17 protein-coding genes are annotated in these 20,512 nt (G+C 38.7%); 11 read left to right on the forward strand and 6 right to left on the reverse strand.

Features of this window, described 5'->3' with window-relative positions; all coding sequences use genetic code 11:
* Positions 1-290: 290 nt before the first annotated feature.
* The gene (locus AOM43_RS04905) at positions 291-1,739 is read right to left on the reverse strand and encodes an NAD(P)-binding domain-containing protein (protein WP_059359288.1); all 1,449 of its coding nucleotides are present in this window, start codon (positions 1,737-1,739) and stop codon (positions 291-293) included.
* Between the two features lie 220 nt (positions 1,740-1,959).
* Here AOM43_RS04905 and AOM43_RS04910 point away from each other — a divergent pair, with 220 nt between their 5' ends.
* The 8 genes from AOM43_RS04910 to AOM43_RS04945 all read left to right on the forward strand — a co-directional run bounded on the left by AOM43_RS04910 (position 1,960) and on the right by AOM43_RS04945 (position 11,170).
* Positions 1,960-2,571, forward strand: a complete 612-nt coding sequence (locus AOM43_RS04910; RefSeq protein WP_013925244.1) for a collagen-like protein — start codon at positions 1,960-1,962, stop codon at positions 2,569-2,571.
* Positions 2,572-2,925: 354 nt separating this feature from the next.
* Entirely contained in the window at positions 2,926-3,180 is a 255-nt protein-coding gene (locus AOM43_RS04915; protein WP_226987402.1) for a hypothetical protein, read from the forward strand.
* 123 nt (positions 3,181-3,303) lie between these two features.
* The gene (locus AOM43_RS04920; RefSeq protein ID WP_013925247.1) at positions 3,304-5,103 is read left to right on the forward strand and encodes an ABC-F family ATP-binding cassette domain-containing protein; all 1,800 of its coding nucleotides are present in this window, start codon (positions 3,304-3,306) and stop codon (positions 5,101-5,103) included.
* Between the two features lie 186 nt (positions 5,104-5,289).
* The gene (locus tag AOM43_RS04925; protein WP_013925248.1) at positions 5,290-6,063 is read left to right on the forward strand and encodes a Stp1/IreP family PP2C-type Ser/Thr phosphatase; all 774 of its coding nucleotides are present in this window, start codon (positions 5,290-5,292) and stop codon (positions 6,061-6,063) included.
* A complete protein-coding gene (locus AOM43_RS04930; protein ID WP_013925249.1) occupies positions 6,038-7,177 on the forward strand; it encodes a cysteine desulfurase family protein in 1,140 nt (379 codons plus the stop codon). Before AOM43_RS04925 ends, AOM43_RS04930 begins: the two co-directional genes overlap by 26 nt.
* A 79-nt stretch (positions 7,178-7,256) precedes the next feature.
* On the forward strand, positions 7,257-8,753 hold the full coding sequence (locus tag AOM43_RS04935; RefSeq protein WP_006340155.1) for a glycogen synthase: 1,497 nt from the start codon (positions 7,257-7,259) through the stop codon (positions 8,751-8,753).
* A gap of 838 nt (positions 8,754-9,591) precedes the next feature.
* Complete coding sequence (gene pgsA / locus AOM43_RS04940; protein WP_013925252.1) at positions 9,592-10,203, forward strand: CDP-diacylglycerol--glycerol-3-phosphate 3-phosphatidyltransferase; 612 nt, start codon at positions 9,592-9,594, stop codon at positions 10,201-10,203.
* A gap of 7 nt (positions 10,204-10,210) precedes the next feature.
* Complete coding sequence (locus AOM43_RS04945) at positions 10,211-11,170, forward strand: adenosine kinase (protein WP_013925253.1); 960 nt, start codon at positions 10,211-10,213, stop codon at positions 11,168-11,170.
* 1 nt (position 11,171) lies between these two features.
* Here AOM43_RS04945 and AOM43_RS04950 read toward each other — a convergent pair whose 3' ends face one another.
* Together AOM43_RS04950 and AOM43_RS04955 are read right to left on the reverse strand one after the other, a co-directional pair.
* A complete protein-coding gene (locus tag AOM43_RS04950) occupies positions 11,172-12,515 on the reverse strand; it encodes an amino acid carrier protein (RefSeq protein ID WP_039377327.1) in 1,344 nt (447 codons plus the stop codon).
* Positions 12,516-12,603: 88 nt separating this feature from the next.
* Positions 12,604-13,083: a DTW domain-containing protein gene (locus AOM43_RS04955; protein ID WP_006340150.1), complete on the reverse strand. Its 480-nt coding sequence runs from the start codon at positions 13,081-13,083 to the stop codon at positions 12,604-12,606.
* 139 nt (positions 13,084-13,222) lie between these two features.
* Here AOM43_RS04955 and AOM43_RS04960 point away from each other — a divergent pair, with 139 nt between their 5' ends.
* A complete protein-coding gene (locus AOM43_RS04960) occupies positions 13,223-13,744 on the forward strand; it encodes a thioredoxin family protein (RefSeq protein WP_100067475.1) in 522 nt (173 codons plus the stop codon).
* A gap of 36 nt (positions 13,745-13,780) precedes the next feature.
* Here AOM43_RS04960 and AOM43_RS04965 read toward each other — a convergent pair whose 3' ends face one another.
* Genes AOM43_RS04965 through rpmH form a run of 3 tightly spaced genes read right to left on the reverse strand, consistent with a single transcriptional unit; the run spans position 13,781 to position 16,370 of the window.
* Positions 13,781-15,814 carry an ATP-dependent helicase gene (locus tag AOM43_RS04965; RefSeq protein WP_006340148.1) on the reverse strand — a complete coding sequence of 678 codons (2,034 nt, stop codon included), beginning with the start codon at positions 15,812-15,814 and terminating at the stop codon, positions 13,781-13,783.
* A 52-nt stretch (positions 15,815-15,866) separates the two neighbouring features.
* Complete coding sequence (gene rnpA, locus AOM43_RS04970) at positions 15,867-16,226, reverse strand: ribonuclease P protein component (protein ID WP_226987403.1); 360 nt, start codon at positions 16,224-16,226, stop codon at positions 15,867-15,869.
* Positions 16,227-16,232: 6 nt separating this feature from the next.
* Positions 16,233-16,370 carry a 50S ribosomal protein L34 gene (rpmH, locus tag AOM43_RS12985; protein WP_079891761.1) on the reverse strand — a complete coding sequence of 46 codons (138 nt, stop codon included), beginning with the start codon at positions 16,368-16,370 and terminating at the stop codon, positions 16,233-16,235.
* A gap of 241 nt (positions 16,371-16,611) precedes the next feature.
* Here rpmH and AOM43_RS04975 point away from each other — a divergent pair, with 241 nt between their 5' ends.
* Positions 16,612-18,309 (forward strand): RAP domain-containing protein, encoded by a 1,698-nt coding sequence (locus AOM43_RS04975; protein WP_059359290.1) that lies wholly within the window; start codon positions 16,612-16,614, stop codon positions 18,307-18,309.
* Between the two features lie 170 nt (positions 18,310-18,479).
* Complete coding sequence (locus tag AOM43_RS04980; protein ID WP_006340144.1) at positions 18,480-20,360, forward strand: hypothetical protein; 1,881 nt, start codon at positions 18,480-18,482, stop codon at positions 20,358-20,360.
* Positions 20,361-20,512: the final 152 nt, after the last annotated feature.

Raw genomic sequence — 20,512 nt, forward strand, 5'->3', positions numbered from 1 at the left:
CAATATTTTAAAACAAAAACACCTATTAATTAATAGATTCACATATTTTTATTACTCACTTTTATAAAAAACCGCAATGAATTATAAATCCAAATAAATAAGAGAGAAAGGAGAAGGTTGTGGCATAAAAAGCCCATCGTTGGCGAAATGATGGCTATCCGGGAAATTAGAGCTGTTTTAAAAAGACCTTCGTATTTTGTCTTCAAGGAGACATATTTTCCATGAGGCATGCCTATTGAATATTTTTTTGACTTAAAAATTAAGATTTCAGAGAAGAATCAAACAACCACCTAATTTTCAAATATTTGATGGTCGTAAGTTGCAAGTGTTTGGTAAAAATAATCTTGATCATCTACAAATAGCTGATTCACAATTTCATCGACAATACTCTTTATACTATACTTCATCCCTGTTAAACCCGTGCCTGCATTAAAACCAGTACTTAGCAGAGCCCCTCCTGTACAATTGAAAATAGAATGCAGGTAAGGTGCAGTTCCAGGCTGCTTTTCAGAAAAATTAGATCCCTTCCCTAAATAAGGAGAACGCAAAAGCATCTCATCTTTGAAATTTGTAGATACCATTCGATCTGACCACAAAGCAATTTTATCCCTAAAGTGATTCAATTCTTGCCTTAGACGTAAATCGACAGTCCAACCGATTGCTATGATGAGTGCATCAAAAACTTCCTCTGCTTTGGGAGTGATTACAACTGGACGATTTCCTAACATCTTGGAATCTATCCAGGGGCTGTTGAAATGGGTAAAAATATTATTTTTAGCTTTCACCTTCTCTACACCATCAGGAGTAGGTGGTTGGCCAATCTCATACATTTTAGATATAAAGCGAAATTTAGCTTCATCAGATAGACTGGAAAATCCCTTTAAAAAGCCGACGTACTCTCCCCACAGAAAGGTATGCAAATTGACGAGTTTGGATTTTTTGCTAAATATGTGAACTTCTTTTGCCCCGTATTCTGAACATTTTAAGGCGTTGTCGAAAGCACATGGACCTGCACCCAAAATTCCAACTTTTTTATCTTTAAATTTTTCAAAGGCAATCACTTCACTTGCCTGATCATAGTATTTCCGGGGAATATTTCGTTGAATGTGTTCGGGAACGGACCAACCACCGGAACCTTGCAATCCTGTTGCTAAAACAATTTTACGTGCATATACCAGCTGTATTTCGTTTGAATTTACTGGCACAAAGAAACAATTGTCTTGCTGTTGCCACCTGAGTGAGCCAACCTTAGCATTATTAACAATAGGGAGATTCAAAAATGTTTGAAGCCAGGTGAGATAGCGAGCCCAATCTAAGCGAGGAATAAATTGTATTTCTTTCCAGGCATCTTCTCCATAAATCGCTTCATACCAAGATTGAAAAGTCAAGCTTGGTATATCGCAATCGGGACCGAGTGTATATTTGGGTGTTCGAAGTGTATCCATACGTGCATATGTTAGCCATGGGCCTACACAACCTCTGTCATTTTCATCAAAGATCAAAATATTCGTGATCTTTTCTCTAATTAAAGAAAAAGCTACAGCAATTGCAGTTTGACCTCCCCCTACAATCACAACATCGTATATCTTCTGACCATCCGCTGTTTTTCGAGAGGGAAGCCAATTTTTTCTAGGTGGATAGTCAAGAATTTTCAATTCTTTTAAAGCTTGACACTCAAGTTTTTTAAGGCGATTAGCTTTTTGATTAAAAAATAACTGATATAATTTTGAAATAGTCATATCGGCTTAGAATTCTATCTTTAATTGTTTTAAGCTTTTTCGTTGTTTAAGCTACCTATATCACTGTTTTTTTATTCAGCACACTAAAATAAAATCAGATAATCTAAGGGTCTCTTTTTTGACTCTCCAATGCTTGCCAAGCAGCTTCAAATGAAATTTTTATAGAATTTTTAGACTTTCTACTTTATGATTCAAAAAATCATTCGCTTAAAGGAGGAATATGATTCAATTATCAAAATGCTTTGCGTCTTTTGCTCTCGTTTTAATGACAACACAATCTCTTCAAGGAGAAATTCTGACAGCTCATCCTCTGCCAATTCCAACTAATTTTAAGAGTACCGCAGCGGGTCCGACAGGCCCAACTGGTCCTGCAGGTCCTCAGGGAGCAACCGGAGCAACAGGCCCTCAAGGTCAGTCTGCTGTTACACCTAATTACGCTTTCTATTACAATCCAAATTCTCAGCTGTCGATTTATGCAGGAGAAACGATTAACCTCACAATCCTGGATCCAGAAAATGCAGGGGGATTTACTGCACCTATAAATGGAGGAGTTTCAATTCCCCAAAGTGGCGCTTATGCCATTTCGTACTCTGTTTTTACAAACGTAAAGAATGCAGTTATCGCTCTTGCGGTTAATGGAAAAGCGCTTCCAAAAACAAGTGTTTCAGGGCCTTTGAATCAAAACACGTTAATTTTGAGATTAAATGCAGGGGATATTCTGACCCTCACAAATGGGTTATTATCTGGCCCCATTAATGCATTATCCGTTTCAACAAACACACGTTTACCAACTGTCCCCATTTCACTTACCTTACAACAAATTGGGTTTTAATTTGTTCCTGCCAGTACGCTGGCAGTTTTTTTATGCCTGGAGAAAAATAAGCCTAAGAATCGCTTAAAACATTACAGAGCCAGCTTCCCAACAATTACTTCTGGTTGGATACAAACATTGTTGGTAAAATTTATGGAGTTGACAATCTTGTTTCAATTAGCTTTTTTCCGCAAAAAACACACAGAAAGTCTTTAATATGGCTCTGATACATGTTATGGATCCAGTCCAAATCATCCATCATTTCATGCATTGCTTAAAAAGGATCGCTGGGAATGCCGGTGTGAGTGCTTTTTATATTCCCTCCCTTCCTCATCTTGATTTATGGAAACAATTCTGGTAAAATTAGGAGAAAATTTGGGAGCTTCCTACCATTTTTGCGAGCATGTTTACAAAATCATAAAGGACAATCATTTCTCACTGGAAATCTTCCGCCTTAATCAAGCCATCCCCCTCCCCCCGAAGGATGCTGAAATGCTTCATTATTTAGAAAAAGGAGGAACCAAGTCTACACAGATCGAAGAAATTCTGCGGGAATTTAATCAAGTTATTGAGGATTCAGCAGTTTTTGTCGAATTATACAAAATGTATCAAATTATGATTGTCAAATAGCCATAAGTGGTTTGACTTTAATTGTTTTTCTATACTATTATTTATAGAGAAATCTGTGAAATCAACAATCATTTATCCTATTAATTCACTCTTCCAGAAAACTTTTAAGGTACTTTTTATTCTATGTCTCCGCTTATCAATTGCCACAAGATCAGTAAAACATTTGGCTCTCGCCTATTGTTTGATCAACTTAATTTATCGATTTTTAAGGGCGATAAAATCGGAATTGTGGGGCCTAATGGAGCTGGAAAATCGACATTGTTAAAAATATTAGCCGGCCTTGAACATGCAGATAATGGAACGATTGCGCTAAGACAAAATCTCAAGGTGGGATATGTCCCACAAGATGCGGTGTTCCCTGATGCAACCGTTGAGGAGATTTTGCGCAAGCCATTGCTGTCATCCTCTTTACACGACTATGAACAAGACGCATTGGTCAGTAAAATGCTGAGCAAACTAGGCTTTGAGGACCCTTCACAATCCACCACCATTCTTTCTGGCGGCTGGAAAAAAAGATTAAGCATTGGTCTCCAACTTATTCAATCTCCTGATATTCTGCTGTTGGATGAGCCTACAAACCACCTGGATCTTGAAGGCATTTTGTGGCTAGAAAAATTCTTAAACCGGGAAAATCCAACATTCCTTTTAATTAGCCACGATCGTTTTTTTCTGGAGAATACCACCTCTAAAATGCTCGAATTGAATCGCATGTTCCCTGATGGCTTATTTCTTGTCGACGGAACTTATAGCACTTTTTTGGAACGAAAGGATCAATTCCTGTCCGGCCAGCAACAATACGAACGCTCTCTCGCTGGCAAAACACGGGAAGAAATTGCTTGGCTAAAAAAATCCCCTCAAGCCCGCACAACAAAAGCGCAATCGCGAGTTCAGCAGACGCATCGTTTAATTGATGAATTGGCAGAAGTTAAGAGTCGCAATAAAGTCACAAATGCCCAAATCGACTTCTCTTCTACAGAGAGACAAACTCGTAAACTCCTTACTGTAAAAAATTTAGCAAAAACACTAGGAGACAAACTTCTTTTTCGGAAAGTCGATTTTATTTTGTCTCCCGGAATGCGACTCGGCATCATTGGACTGAATGGAAGTGGAAAATCCACACTTCTAAAAATGCTAGCCAAAGAGATAGAACCTGATGTTGGGACTTTAAAATTTGCCGACGGTGTGCAAATCGCCTATTTCGATCAACAGAGAGAAGAGCTCCCTCTAAATCTACCATTAAGAAATGCCCTTGCTCCCGATGGGGAATACGTCAACTACCAGGGACAATCTTTACACATTAATTCTTGGTGCAAACGCTTTCAATTTTCCTCTGAGCGATTGGATTTGCCTCTCCATAAACTTTCTGGGGGTGAAAAAGCACGTGTTTTAATTGCACGTCTCATGCTAAAACCGGCTGATATTTTGCTTCTTGATGAACCAACCAACGACTTAGATATTTCAACCTTAGAAGTTCTAGAAGAAAGCTTACTCCAATTTCCCGGTGCCGTCGTTTTAATTACGCATGATCGCTATTTACTGGATCGCGTTTCTACAACTTTGATTGGCCTAGGGCTTTCTGAAGAACCTACTTTTTTTGCTGATTACACCCAATGGGAAACATATCAGCAAACGTTCAAGCAAGAAACAGAACCTAAGACACAGAAAAAAAATAAACAACCTGAGAAGGAATCCGCAAAACCAAAAAAGCTAACTTATGCTGAGGAATTGGAACGACAAGGTATGACGGATAAAATCCTAATGATTGAAACAAAGCTGGAAGAATTGCACAAAAAAGCTGAAATGGTTTCTGACGATGCAACAAAACTGCATGCGACTTGTCAAGAGTTGACTTTAACACAAGAAAAATTAGACCAACTTTATGCTCGCTGGGAAGAACTCGAAAATAAGGCCCAGAGTGTGTGAATATTGCCATTTTCAAATATGTTTGATGGAAAAATATCTTAAAATATGCTAAAGTTCATTTAAATCTAACTCAACTCGCTAAAAAGAGAACAACCTTGAATAGCTTCCGAAGAAGAGCGTATGTTGTGTTTTACTACAGTTCCTAACCCAAACTTTTCAACACGCTAGTCTATGGTTCTTCCGCTAATGTCATATAAAGTTATTACATTTGGTCTTTCCGATGTGGGTCTCGTCAGACAAAATAATGAAGACGTTTGGGACCAAGTACCAACGATTCGTTTTTTTGTTTTAGCAGATGGTATGGGTGGACATCAGGCAGGAGAGGTCGCTGCTAAAGAAACGGTCCATCACTTATGCAAATTGGCTCAAAAGAAATTTAACGCTTTGCTTAAACCGTCGCTAAAAGAATCCTACCAGACATTGAAACACGCCATCGTCCAAGTCAATAAACATATTTATAAAATGAGCCGTGAATCAAGCGACCTTAAAGGCATGGGAACGACTCTTTGCTGCCTCTATTTTCATACTGAAGGAGTCATTTACGGTCATGTAGGTGACAGCCGAATTTATCGTTTAAGAGATAAAAAATTAGAACAGCTCACTAAAGACCATTCCCTTTTGTGTGAAATGATGGATTTAGGGCAAATTCATGAGCAGCAAATGCCCAATTTTTTATATAAAAATATTATCACTAAAGCAATTGGGACGGAATTGATCGTAGATCCCTCCATCGCCATTACAGACTTTATGTATGGGGATATTTTCATGATGTGCACAGATGGTCTTTCCGATCTACTTTCACAAAAGGAAATGGAGAATATTCTCAATCATGCATCATCCCCCCAAGAGGCTGTCGAAAAACTTGTCAAAGCAGCTAAAAATAAGGGCGGCTATGATAATGTCACGGTTGTTATGTTACATGTAATTAAAGAGAATGAATCAGAAAATTTATCTAGATAATAATGCAAGCACTCCGCTTGCACCTCAAGTCCTTCAGACCATGTTAGAATGTCTTTCAGAAAATGTGGGAAATCCTTCCAGCATTCATTCATTTGGGCAAGCATCACGTGCAAAACTTGTGAATGCTCGACATTCTCTCGCATCTTATTTGAAAGTCCCACCAGATGAGATTATTTTTACCTCTGGTGGAACCGAAGGAATTAATTTGCTCATTAAAGGCCTATTAGAGCAAAAAAACGGACATGTCATCACATCAAACGTTGAGCATGCATGCATATTTAACACCCTAAAAGCATATGAGAAAAAAGGACAAGCTGTTTCATGGTTAAATGCCGGCTTACGCGGGGCCGTTCAACCTGAAGCGATAAAAGCAGCCATTCGCCCAGACACTCGCTTAATTGTTTTAACGGCAGTCAATGGCGAAACAGGTGTAAAACTCGATGTTGCCTCTATAGCTTCCATTGCACAGGAAGCCAAAATCCCTTTTGTTTTGGATAGTGTTGCTCAATTAGGAAAAGAAGAAATTTCTATTTTGCCAGGTGTATCCGCCATGTGCTTTAGTGCTCATAAAATTCACGGCCCTAAAGGGGTGGGTTTTATTTGGTTAAAGCGGGGAACGCCTTTCATTTCTACTCTGACAGGAGGGCCACAAGAATTTGGCAAACGCGCGGGATCAGAAAATTTAGCCGGTATTGTAGGACTCGCTAGTGCTGTCATGCTTTTGAACCAAGAACTTCCTGAAGCAGCACATCGGATGCGTTCTTTAAGAGATCACTTTGAAGCAACACTTCTAGGTAATCTTCCAGGAGTCAAAATCAATGGCCAAGGCGAACGGATTGCAAATGTGAGCAACCTATCATTTGAAGGAATTGAAGGAGAAACGCTTATTACACTTCTAGATCGTGAAGGAATTGCAGTGAGCCATGGATCTGCGTGCTCTTCTGGAGCCCTTGAACCTTCCCGAATCTTACTTAACATGGGAGTCTCAATGGATCAATCAACTTCCTCCATTCGCTTTTCTTTAAGCCGCTTTACCACTGCAGAAGAGATTGACAAGACAATTGCCACAGTTATTCGCCTTGTGTCCCATTTGCGCAATTTAATGAAACCGTGAAACGGGATTGAAAAGAAATTCAGTACAATCTTTAATAAGCCATACCACCCTAAATCACAAATTAAAAGGTCGCGCAACCATGCATATTATTCATATCGCAGCAGAACTTGCACCACTTGCCAAAGTCGGCGGCCTTGCAGATGTTGTTCTCGGACTCTCTCGTGAACTATCTTGGAAAGGTCATGATGTTGATATTATTATCCCAAAATACGATTGCATGGATAGCAATCAGATTGGAGATCTAACAATTGATACAGACAATCTAATGTCTTATTATCACAACGAATGGCACCGCAATACCGTTTGGTCGGGCTGGGTTGAGAATTTAAAAGTCTACTTTATTGACCCCCACCACCCTCGCCGTTTTTTTAATCGCGGTTGCTTTTATGGCTGTGATGATGATGTGGAAAGATACCTCTATTTTTGCCGAGCTTCTTTGGAGTTCTTGTTTAAAAAGCAAATTCAATGCGACATTATCCACTTACATGATTGGCAAACGGCAGTCATCCCTATTTTAGCACGCGATATCTATGAAAATTTGGGATTTAATCATGCTAAAACCATGTTGACAATTCACAACATCGAATATCAGGGCAGATGCTCAGCCTTTGATCTTGATCGTATCGGATTAAAAGGCGAATCGTATTATACCCCTGAAAAACTTCAAGATGAAGTTTATCCCGAATCATTAAATCTTCTTAAAGGCGGGATTACCTATTCGAATTATGTCACAACGGTCTCTCCAACATATGCCAAAGAAGTTCTTACAAAAGAATTTGGCTTTGGTCTTGAAAGCACATTGCTCAAGAATACAGATAAGTTTAAAGGCATTTTAAATGGTGTCGATTACTCTTATTGGAATCCAGAAATTGATCGCTATTTACCTGCTCACTATTCAGCAAGAGAGCTTCCAAAGGATAAAAAAGATCGCAATACACTCGATAATAAAGGGTTTATTAAAAAAGTTTTAAGGGAGCGTTTAGAACTATCTGAAAAACATAAACCGATCATTGGTTGTATCGCTCGCCTCGTCCCTCAAAAAGGGATCGATCTGATTAAACAGGCTATTTCCTATATCGTTGAGCAAGGCGGGCAATTTGTTCTGCTCGGATTTAGCCCTATTCAAAGCATTAGTGAAGATTTTCATCACTTACAGCAAATCTACCAGAATCATACAGATGTCAGCCTCATTCTTCACCATCAAGAAGAGTTAGCTCATGAAATTTTTGCTGGATCGGATATCTTAATTGTCCCCTCATTGTTCGAACCGTGTGGGCTTACCCAAATGATTGCGCTTAAATATGGCACAATTCCCGTTGTGCGTAAAACGGGCGGTCTTTCAGATACAATCATTGATGTCGATACGCCCTATGAAGCTGGAGAAGCCAATGGTTATACTTTTGAAGATCCTACATCCGAAAGTTTCCACGCAGCTCTTCACAGAGCCATCCATTGCTGGTTCGACGAACCGGAAAAATGGAGACAGCTAATGGTTCATGGCATGAATATTGATTTTAGCTGGAATCACCCTGCTGATCGTTATTTGGAAATCTACAAACAACTCGAGCATAAATAAAGGATCATATTCTTTTTAATGAATCAGCATGTGGGGTATCAAGTGAAAGCCCTATGCTGATTTTTATCGAGACTCTTATCAAGAAGTTTACAAAACTGTGAAGATTCTTGCTCGACTAAATCCCTACACCCCACTGCTTTATACGTATAGCATCGCCAATAGCCTCATTTCTTCAGCTGATCGAACCAATTTTCTCCAGGTCTTTTTTATTCTACCTACAGACCTCGTTTGTCTTGGAATAAATTTTCCCTGGTTTCCCATCTAAAATAATGTTTACTTAAATTCTTGGAAAAACACGTTCTACGTTACTTGTAATAGGGGCTACAACTATTAGCCCAGAACGTTTAGCAAAGTCACTAGAAATAACAAGTCACGGACGCGTTTTTTTATTTCCTTGCCGCGTCCCCTCTTCTTGGATAATCATCTTCATTTATACCTGCTATTCATCCAATCTAATAAAATCCTCTCCCTCAATCTCCGAAAAGCTTTGCTTTACCTCAATATTTCCCGGGGACTTTATCTGCTTCATCATTAAAGCTTCTTTAGCATGCAAAGCAGCGCCCAATTACTCTGGAATCGTTTTTGTTACTGGTTTTACCTTCATAAAAAGTTCCTTTTTTCTCGAATTATACATATACCAATATATCAATGATTTCATTTCCTCTGCCTTAAAGAATAAAAAACGTAAAAAAAATTAGACAAGTTGCACAGTGTCCCCATTTAACAGAAAAAGTTTGATTCACAACAATTTGCTGGTAATTGCTTTTCAGAATAAAGCTATTCATTTAGAATTCCATCAACCAAATAAACGCAAAAACAACTAGACAGTAGGTGCTCTTTGAATATTGCGAATGCTTTGACCATTATCCGACTTTGTATCAGCCCATTTTTTTTATTAGTCTATTTGAAACCCGATTTCTTTAATATCTCAACAACCGGCCTTCCCTATGTGCTTTTAGCCTTATGGGCTGTCTCCGAACTTTCAGATGCTTTTGATGGATATCTAGCCCGCCGCTATAACCAAGTCACAGAACTAGGTAAGATTCTGGATCCTATGGCAGATAGCATCGCCCACACAACGGTTTTTCTGACCTTCACAGAGTCCCCTGTCAACCTACCAATTCCGCTTCTATTCGTCTTTCTTTATCGAGATTCTGTTGTCAGTACACTTCGCACTATTTGCGCTTTGAAAGGATTTGCCTTAGCTGCACGCACAAGCGGCAAGATTAAAGCTGTCATCCAAGCCATGGCGGCCTTTTTTATTCTACTTTTAATGATTCCTCATGCAAAAGGCTTGCTTTCTCAAGAAAATTTACACTTTACAAGTACTTGGATTGTGACTGGTGCTGCCTTGTACACTATTTATTCTGGTTTTGATTATATTTATGCAAACTGGTCCTATATCGCACGCATGCTAATTCCCCCTCAAAATCCTACTCAATCTGGATAACCCGCCTATGGCATATGAGATTCTCGGCATTGGAAATCCTTTAATGGACTTTATCATTCAGATTGATGAAGCCTATCTACATGCATTAGCAGGGATTAAAGGTGGGATGGAAACTATCGACTACCAAACGATTATGCAAATCATTGGGAAAAATCCGGTTTCACAACAAACACCTGGTGGGAGTGCCACCAATACCGTAAAAGGACTGGCACAACTAGGGAAAAGGTGCGCTCTTGTGGGAAAAATAGGAAAGGATAGAATTGGTCAGCAACTCATAGAAGTGCTTTCTGATATCGGCATTCAAACTTTTTTTTCTATAAGTGAACAACCAACAGGAATGGCCGCTTGCTTAATCACTCCCGACGGAGAAAGAACTTTTCGCACCTATGTGGGACCAATGACCACATTTACTCCCGATGAGTTAAAACCTTGCTATTTTGAAGGGGTAAAACTTGTCTACTTAGAAGGATACAACTTCCTTTATCCAGGAGTCATTGAAAAAGCTATGGAGCTGGCCAAAGAGGCTGGAGCAAAAGTTGCGATGGATGTTTCAAGTGTCGAAATGGCCTCCTCTTTTCAATCCAAAATCATCGAACTGCTTCCTCGATATGTGGATATTCTTTTTGCTAATGAGCAAGAAAGCATAGCCTTAACCCATCTTCCTCCAAAGAAAGGATGCAACATTTTGAAAGATCTTTGCGAAACGGTTGTGATTCATAGCCCTGAAGGTTGCTGGATCGGTCAGCGTCAATTTGAAACCTTTGCCTCCCATATTCCCATTATCCCTTTGGATTCAACTGGGGCGGGAGATGCATTTACAAGTGGTTTTTTATATGGATACTTATCCGGACACTCACTAAAAGAATCTGCTCTTTTAGGAATGAATGCAGGAAAGGCTGTAGTTCAAATTTTGGGAGCCGAGCTTTCTTCTGAAAGCTGGCACCAAATTAAAATTAACAGCCTTTAAACTAAACGAGCGACAACTCACATTCTTCTTTGATTGAATCGATCTCAAATGAAATTTCTTTGCGCAGCTTGAAAATTCCAATCACGTTTATCACCAAGAGGATTCCCCCCATAATCGTCATCACACTTTGAGCTGCTGTGGAATCTACCAACGCAAAAAGAATGAGAGCACTTACGGCATATACATAAAAAAGCGGGCGCCCTTTCGTCGGATGTAAAAACTGAGCGCACTTAAGCCCCACACAGAAAAACGCATTGATCGTGGAATAGCCAAGTAAGAACAAAAAGAAAGGCATGAAAAAGTTCATGAAAGGAAAGTAGCCTTCCAAAGCCCGTTGAACCAAAAGAGAGCAATCAAGGGGCTGATTCCATACACCAGTAATCAGTGTTAGGAGAATCGTTGTCGTGCAAACCACAAAAGAATCTAAAAAAATATCCATAAAAACTAAACAAGCTTGTTTTTCTGGTATCTTAACAGATGTCTCGCTATGAATAACGGACGCGTAGCCTATTCCCACATCTCCTGTATAGCATCCTCTTCTAATTCCTTGCGAAGCGGTCAACATCATCGTGCTTCCAATAAACCCACCAGTAGCAGCATGACCAGAAAAAGCAGATGTAATCACTTCATGAAAGAGAGCTGGAAGAACAGATAGATTTTGCATTAAAATCCAGCATCCCATAGTGACATAAAGCACAATAAAAATGGGAATCACGGCGCTCGAAATATTACCCACTCTTCCAACTCCCCCACTTGTCGCAAAAACAATGAGAGCGATTAGGATAAAGACAACCACAGGTTCACTAATCGGAAAATTAGAGGAGACACTTGTCGTAATCACTTTAAATTGCCAAATCTCTACACAATAAAGGCAGAGTAAAAAAGCTACAAATGTAGGAATCCACTTTTGTTTAAAAGCGCGTGTTAAAAAATACATGGGCCCCCCATCGAAGCTCCCATTAGCATTAGCAATCCGATAGCGTAAACCCAGGTAAACCTCGGCATACTTGATGACCATTCCCCCAATCGCAGTCAACCAGATCCAAAAAATGGCTCCTGGTCCACCAATTTGCACAGCCGTGCAAATGGAAACAATGTTTCCAATGCCAACACATCCACCCACACAAGCAAAAAATACTTTTACTGGATGAACGCCGCCGTTTTCATGAGAACTGGTATCCTTTAAAAAACTAACTAAAGTATAAATCGCTGAAGGGAATTTTCTTATCTGAACAAAATTTGACTGGAATGTCAGAAAAAAGCCTAGCAGCAAAACTAGTGGGGCTGAGATGTAGCTCCATAGAAAGTCTTCCGTACTCACCAAAAATTTTAAGATGGGTGCCATGAATTCCATAAGATCCTTAACATTCCGTTTTTTTACAAAATATAATAATAAAAATTAGAGTAAAAGTCAATAAATTTATATATAACGCTCAGAGGCGTAAAGAATCTAAAAAGGACTTATTTTTCCTTATAAATTCTTCTTTCCAATAGTATTGATCTAAAAGTTGAGAAGGATCTCTCTTTAAAATTGTGTAGGCGATATAAATCGCTTCGATCGAAGCCAAGCCTTGTTCCGGAAATGGACAGGCTGTTTGACAACGAGGATAGGCCGTACGGCATTGGGGGGGGATACTGCGTAGCTTAATTGAAGCTTTTTGTTGCACCCAATCAAACATTTTCTCCGCATAACGCCATGTCGCATCTAAAACGAGCAGGCCATTTTGGGCATCTGAAGAGTCTAATGGAGGAGCATCAATTGTCAATAAAACATAAGAATCCAAAGAAGGCAGTTCTTCAATTGGATAAGATAAAAATGAAAAATCGGGTCTATTCTCTAAACCACGCAGGCTGCACTTCTTCAGGTTTTCCTTCCGATGGCGGATAACTAGAGTTGGAGGAAAGAATTGCATGGTTTAAATAATTCGGTTAATATGACGTTGAAGTACAATTTATGCACATTTTTTGTGCAACGAAACATTTATTTAAACATGTAGGAGCTTTTATTTCAAATAGATAAAGGCATCTGTTCTAAAATTGCAAGGGGTTGAAATGATGAAACAATTATCTTTTATATTGTTAACAGCTCTCGCTTTCTGCTGGCTAAGCTCGGCACAAGCCGCTACAGCAACTTCTCAAATCCATTGGCATGAAAATTATGCAGATGCAGCTAAATTATCCGCATCTACTGGTAAGCCAATATTTTTGCTATTCACAGGATCAGATTGGTGTACGTATTGCATTAAATTAGAAAACGAAGTGTTTGCTACCCCAGAATTTTCGCAAGATTTAGCGAATCGTTTAATTTTCGTTAAACTTGATTATCCCCCAAAAGCATCCGTTCCCCCACAAATCAAAGAACAAAACGAAGCTTTAAAACGCAAATTCAATATCCAAGGCTTTCCAACTGTGATTCTTTTAGATTCTAAAGGTGGCCAAATTGGGGTAACAGGCTATAAAACAGGTGGCGGTAAAAGCTATGCTGACCATATTCAAAAATTGCTGAATAATCATTCCGCTTATTTACAAAAAATGAATACTGCTGAAAGCCAAAAACTTTCAAAAGCAGCTTAGTTAAAGAGGGATTGGATGAAAAGATACATCCAATCCCTAAATTTCAAGAGATTGATCCCATTTAGTGATGTTCAGTAACTCTTTGGGAATTTCATGCAAAAAACGAGATGGTTTAGAGGCATACTCTTTTCCCATCCGCTTCCTTTTTCTTGCCATGCTGATCGTTAAAAACTGTCTTGCACGTGTAATGCCGACATACATTAAACGCCTTTCCTCCTCTACTCCAACTTCCTTCAAGCTTTTCTCATGCGGGATAATATGATCTTCTATTCCCACAAGAAAGCAAGCTTTAAATTCGAGCCCTTTAGAACTATGAAAGGTCATTAAATTCACTTGATCTTTTTGTTGCGTATTTTTTTGACTTTGATTCCAATCTTGTTGCAAAGGAGTTGAAGTAATAAAATCATGAAGTGTGGGAGTCTTATTAAATTCTTTTAAAAAAGATTCATTAAATTCAACAAGAGAAGAAACAAATTCCTGCACATTTTCCCATTTAAAATCACGCATTTGTGCACTTTTAACTTCGTCATTGATTGCTTTTTTATAATTAACTGCTTCAATTAACTCAGTCAAAGCATACGAAAAATCTTGCTCAAAGCGTTGTTTGGAATTTTCCAAAATCCCTATAAATCCCTGAAGAGAATCCAATGCCTTTTGGCTCCAATGAGAAGACACCTCTTGAACCGCCGGTTCTCGATTGGCTAAAGATTTTAAAACATTCCATAAAGGGAGTTGATGTGAACGGTTATAAGCTGTTGCAGCATCTAGAGAGGCCTCTCCAATCCCACGCCTTGGCTGATTGATAATGCGTAAAAGAGCTTCTTGATCTAACGGATTTGCGATGACTCTTAAATAAGCAAAAAGATCGCGCACTTCACGTCTTTCGTAAAACTCTGTGCCGCCAAAAATCTCGTAAGGAATCCCTTTAATCCATTGATCCCCATCCTTCCAGGCATAATTCATTAAAGCGAGCTCAAAAAGACGTGATAAAGCATTTGAACGATAAAGAATGGCAATATCTCGCCATTTTAATTGATATTTTTCTCGCATATGAGCAATGCGATAAACAACAGCCTCAGCCTCTTCTTTATCCGAGGGCGCATGAAATACTTCTATCAGATCCCCTTCTCCTCGATTGCTCCATAAAACTTTTTGATAACGGGTTTGATTGTGACTAATCACTCCATTTGCCGCTTTTAAAATATTGTTTGTCGATCGATAGTTTTGTTCAAGTTTAATGGTTGTCGCATCTGAAAAATCTAAAATATTCTTAACTTCCGCACCCCGCCAGCCATAGATAGATTGGTCATCATCTCCAACAACACATAAATTTTGATATTTTCGAGAAAGTAAAGAAGCCAATTTGTATTGGACAGGATTGGTATCTTGATACTCATCGATCATGATGTACCGATACCGTTCCTGGTATTTTTCTAAGACATCGGGAAAATTTTCGAAAAGCTGAACTGTTAAACCCAATAAGTTATTAAAATCGACAGCATTATAGGCACGCAAACTAGCCTGGAGCCGTTGATAAATGGTTCTTGCAAATTCGTCATGCCATTCCGAACCTGTATCACAGATTTCCTCACTCGCCAAACCTTTGTTTTGTGCTTGATTAATCACGGCCGTTGTACTGGCCAAGGAAGGTAATTCCGCTTCATGTTCGAGCACATCACGTGCAATCAATCCGATCAGGCGTTGCACATCTTTTTCGTCATACAAACTAAATTGAGGTGTATAACCAAGCTTATGAATTTCAGCCCGCAGTATTTGCATACAAAAACTATGAAATGTGCACAAAGAAATTTGCTTGGCAATGTGGGGAGCAGCAAATGCTCCAATGCGATGACGCATTTCCGCAGCCGCTTTGTTGGTGAATGTGAGTCCCAAAATCGATTTTGGAGAAGCCCCTTTTATCGACATTAAATAAGCCATGCGCACAGTCAAAACCTTGGTTTTGCCACTGCCTGCACCAGCTAAAATCAATACGCGACCATCTGTTGTCGTAACTGCAGCTCTTTGCGAGGGATTTAAGGCATCTAGTTCTTCTTTAAAATCATTTTTCATGATGATTCCATCTTTGATTTTGTGAAAAAATAGAGTGTATTTTTTTCAAGGATCAAAGTAAAGCGACTTGATTATCGGAGGGCTGAAGCAAAAGTAACATTTCCTTTTGCACATCTTGAGTTTTTAGATTTTTGTGAAACCCACGAGGTTTCACATTTAAATCTAAGTGAGGGGGAAGCAAATGATGACAAGTTCTAAATGCTTCACGCACAGTTCTTTTAAAGCGATTGCGATCATGTGCCTTCCCGTATTTTTTAGATACGGTTATCCCAAGCCTTGTTTGCGCATGTGTGCGCTTACAAAATTCAATCATCACATAACACCCGAAGCATCGACTACCCTTATGAGATAACCGTTGATACTGTTTTCGGGTGCGGATTTTTAATGCTTTTGGAAAAGAGCAAGAGATCACCCTTTATTACGCTCTAGTTAATTGCTTACGTCCATGGCGGCGTCTGCGATTGATAATTTTACGTCCATCGGCAGTTTTCATTCTTTTACGAAATCCATGCTCTGATTTTCTACGACGTTTGCTGGGTTGATACGTACGTTTCACGATTTTTTCCTTATACTGACATTAAAAAATATAGGTTTTCTTCGTTCAGAAGTGATTATACTCTAACGGCAAAAGGATAGCGAACACCTTGAATAATTGCAAGCTTAAACTCTTAATGACACTCAAACTTTGCCTGCATTTTTATCAAAAGCAAAACTCTTTTTTCTGTTGTATCAGTAAAAACGCTTTTTTAATAAGATAAAACGAATTTTCTAAACACAATCTGAAAAAGGAAATCATTATGCATGCTCCAGCGCTTTCCCCCTCCCTCCCCCCGAAAGCCTCTGTCACAGAAAAATCCCTCGAAAAAAAATCGCCCGTTGATTTTATTGATAACATCCTAAAAAAAATCAACTTTTACAATCCCAAAGAATTCGTCGAACTCGCCCAAACAATCACACAGCTGGAGTGGCGCTTATTATCTACTGATCCGATTAATGCGAATAATTTAGATGACCCACACGACCTCACTCCCAAAACAACAGCTAAAATAACGTGGATTTTCCTCAGAACTTTAGGCGACACTTTTTCTGGTCAACAAAAATTACTCAAGGAAACACTATGTTGTGTCGCTAAGCAAAACTTAGAACAATTTGAACCTAAAGACCTTGTTAGTATTGCGCGTGTTTTTGATGACATCGAATATCATGAAATAAATCTTTTTCGATTCTTAAGCAGAAAAATATCGTCGTGCGCTTCCAGATTGACCCCGGAAGATATCGCCTGGACCCTTTTTTCTTTTCGAAAAATAACCCCCCTTCCAGAGCTTATTTTTCGCCGCTTGACAGTTTTGGCGTTTGAAAAAATCCAGCTTTTTAATGCGCAAGAGCTAGCCATTACGTTTAAAGCCCTAGTGCAGGCCAGTTATTGCAAAAACGAGCAACTTTCGCAAATTAGCTATCGAATTAAAAATAAGGTCAATGATCTTACCGTAAGCGATGCGATCCATGTTCTGTGGGCCTATGCCTATGACGCACGCCAAAATAAAAAAGATCCCTGCTTTGTTAGAGATTCAAATTGGGAAACTCTTGAACAACTAAAAGAGGTCTTTTTAAAAAATGCGACTTCATTAAATGCCGATGAAATCGTCCGAATCGCTTGGTCATATCACTTCTTAAATTGTATCCATGAAGATTTATTACGAGAACTATGCAAACATCTAGAGCCAAAAATAAATGACTTAACAAATGACGGTCTTATCAATATTACCAAGATCTTTATCAGCTTAAATTTTATTGACAAGAAATTGCTTTGGAAGCTCCTTAAAAAGATCGAAGATAAAGTAGTGGATAATCCCCATCAGTTTACTCCTTCCAATCTTTCGGAGCTAACCCATGCGATGCTCATGGGATATTGCCAATCAGAAGACTATACAACATTCATTTTAAATATGCTGGATGTCATCTTTCAAATCGATCCATCCAGGTGGAAGGCTCATCAACTATCGCAAATACACACCATACACCTAATCTATACACTAAAATCGAAACAGGAAAAGGCAATGCCTATTCCATTGCAAGAACGCATCGACATCCATCTTAAAGGATTAAAAGATAAAAAACCCATTAGTTCAGATTTTCACTTAAGCGTCGCAAAATGCATTGAGAATATTTTAGGAAAATCGGAAAAGGAATTTCAAATCGAAACGTATTTTGTCGACATTGCTTATCCTGCACGCAAACTTGTCATTGAGGTAGATGGACCGGCTCATTTCGATCAATTTGGCAATTATTTGCAGAAAAATGCTGTAAAAGAATTCGTGTTAAAATTATTGGGATGGCAAGTGATTCGCATTTCCAAGGAATGGCCCGGGTATGAACATATATTTCACAACGAATCAACCTCTTTACAAAAGATGCCCACACAATATAAAAAAAAAGAGCTAAAGAATTTGCGCATACAATTCCTCAATAAACTCTTAAATAGTCACGAAAATTAATCTGAAGAAGTCCTGGGCCCAACCAAGAGTCCAGGACTATTTTCTCTCCTAAATAGCCTAATTTCTCGATATCATCATTTAAAATAAATTGCAGTTTTTTCACCTCCTCCATTACTTTCCCATAAATATAGATCATCAAAAAAAATCACATATTTGTTGGGAAGCTTGCCATGAACTCAAACGTTTCTTCATTATTTCCACTACCTCCAGATTTTCCCGCATCAGAAACTCTTCACGCTTTGAAGAAAAGCCCAAATCCAGAGGAGGAGCTTAAATCCATTTTTAATGACAATCCCGACCAGCAATTCAAGTTTCTTTTCTGGGGCATTTTAGCTTCTTTTAATAGCCCCGAATGGTTTCAAAAGAATTCCAGTTACTTTAATCGCCTTCATGTCAATTTGATTTCTACCTCCGATTTTTCTTCAAATATTGTCACACACGAATCTCTCACCCAAAAAAAAAGAATCCGACGTATCGAGGAACTTTTCGAATTAATAAAAGCCCCCCAAAAAAAATTTTGTGAAATTCTAACGAGAAAAAAACAGGAATGCCTTCATTCATTCATCACGTTGGTTGAACAAGCGCACCTGAATCAAGACATTAAAACGCTTAATCACTTGCGACAAATTTTTCGCAGTCATCCTAGCGTAAAAGATGTGATAAATTCTAAAAAATTTAGCGAAGACCCTTGCTTACTTCTGGTCCAAAAAAACACGATTATCCGTATTTTTGGATCGTCTAAAGAGTTTCAGTCTCTAACAAAAGAAGCAAGCATCACATATTCAGAAGATTTTCACTACACGCTCCTTAAACTTCCGTCACATTGGTTTCCAAAAACTAACATCTCACCACCTCCCCACGCCTTCCTCATAGCGACTTGGGAGCACATAACTGGTTTACACGATTTCGATCAATTAAAAGCTTACCTATCTTCTGAACCAGACACCCTTTTAGAATTGGGAAGAGCCTGTATCGATTTCTCAACTCCTACGGAGTGGATTTATCAAAATCAACCAACGATCAATCATTTAATCCAATGTTATAATGATTTCTCAGAAAACGGGATAGACAAGGAATTAAAACAAGAGCTAAACCAAACAAACAAAATCCTTAAAATTAAACAACTGTTTGCAACTGATGAAATTGAGCTTCCTCCTAGAGACCTTCAAGAAATACGCTGGCAACACCTCAATGCTTACCATAAATTTTACGAAGCCCTCAAAATAAATGATCCGTTTACCATGATCCAATTAGTTAAGCTTATCCCCCCCTTAAAAAAAATTATCATTCAATTCTCCAAATCCGAATCAATGCTCCTGGAACAAAATAGAGCCTTAATTGGAGCCTATTTATTAGCATTCAAAAATCAAATACCCAACGATAAAGGCAAAGACAAAGACCCTTCATCCGAAGATGACTCAATGACACTTCAGCAAGTGCATGATGCATTTGAACAAGAAAAGAAGTTTATGAAAACGGATGCATGGGAAAAGCTCGAAAAAGAAGGCCGAGAAACGCTACAAGCCTTTCGTAAGTCTATTGATATTCAAGAGTTTACTGAAGGCGGACTGGAAATGCTCATCGATAGACTCCCAAAAGACTTCATGGATTCCGCCCACCAACTTAGGAAAGCAGGGGTCCCACTTAGCGACTGCTTACTCTATCAATTAGTGGAACATGAAGAATTAATGATTTATTATTTTGCCCTTCAAAGGAAAAGAGAGACGGCCTTACTAGAACCCTACCTACCAAAACCTAACACGCCGTTAGAAGATTGCGACCTTGCTTTTCCAGAAGAGGACATCAACATATTCTTTTCGACATTATCCGAAAATCCGCAATGGCTGGCCCAACAAATCCATACTTACACCACAAAATTTAAAAAAAACAACGCCATTGAAAAATTACGAGCCATTTTAGTTTTTATCAATGGGAACGAGAAATTATGCAAAAACATTAAAGACCGCTTGAAGCTGGAAGAATCACAAATTCTCTTTTTACAAAAAGAATTTAAAAATGAATTTGAAATACTTTACCAAATTCTTCCGTAGCAACCTCAGCTTTGGCTCAAAACTTCAAAAGTCTAAGTTTTAAACGAATGGGGAATTTCAAGTCGAAAACATTTCGCCTTCAAATAAATCCAATTCAAAAATATGTTCTTATCGAACTTTTGTATCTTTATCAAAGCAAAGAGAGAGAAAAG

Origin of the sequence: Parachlamydia acanthamoebae (assembly GCF_000875975.1) — a bacterium.
Lineage (GTDB): Bacteria > Chlamydiota > Chlamydiia > Chlamydiales > Parachlamydiaceae > Parachlamydia > Parachlamydia acanthamoebae.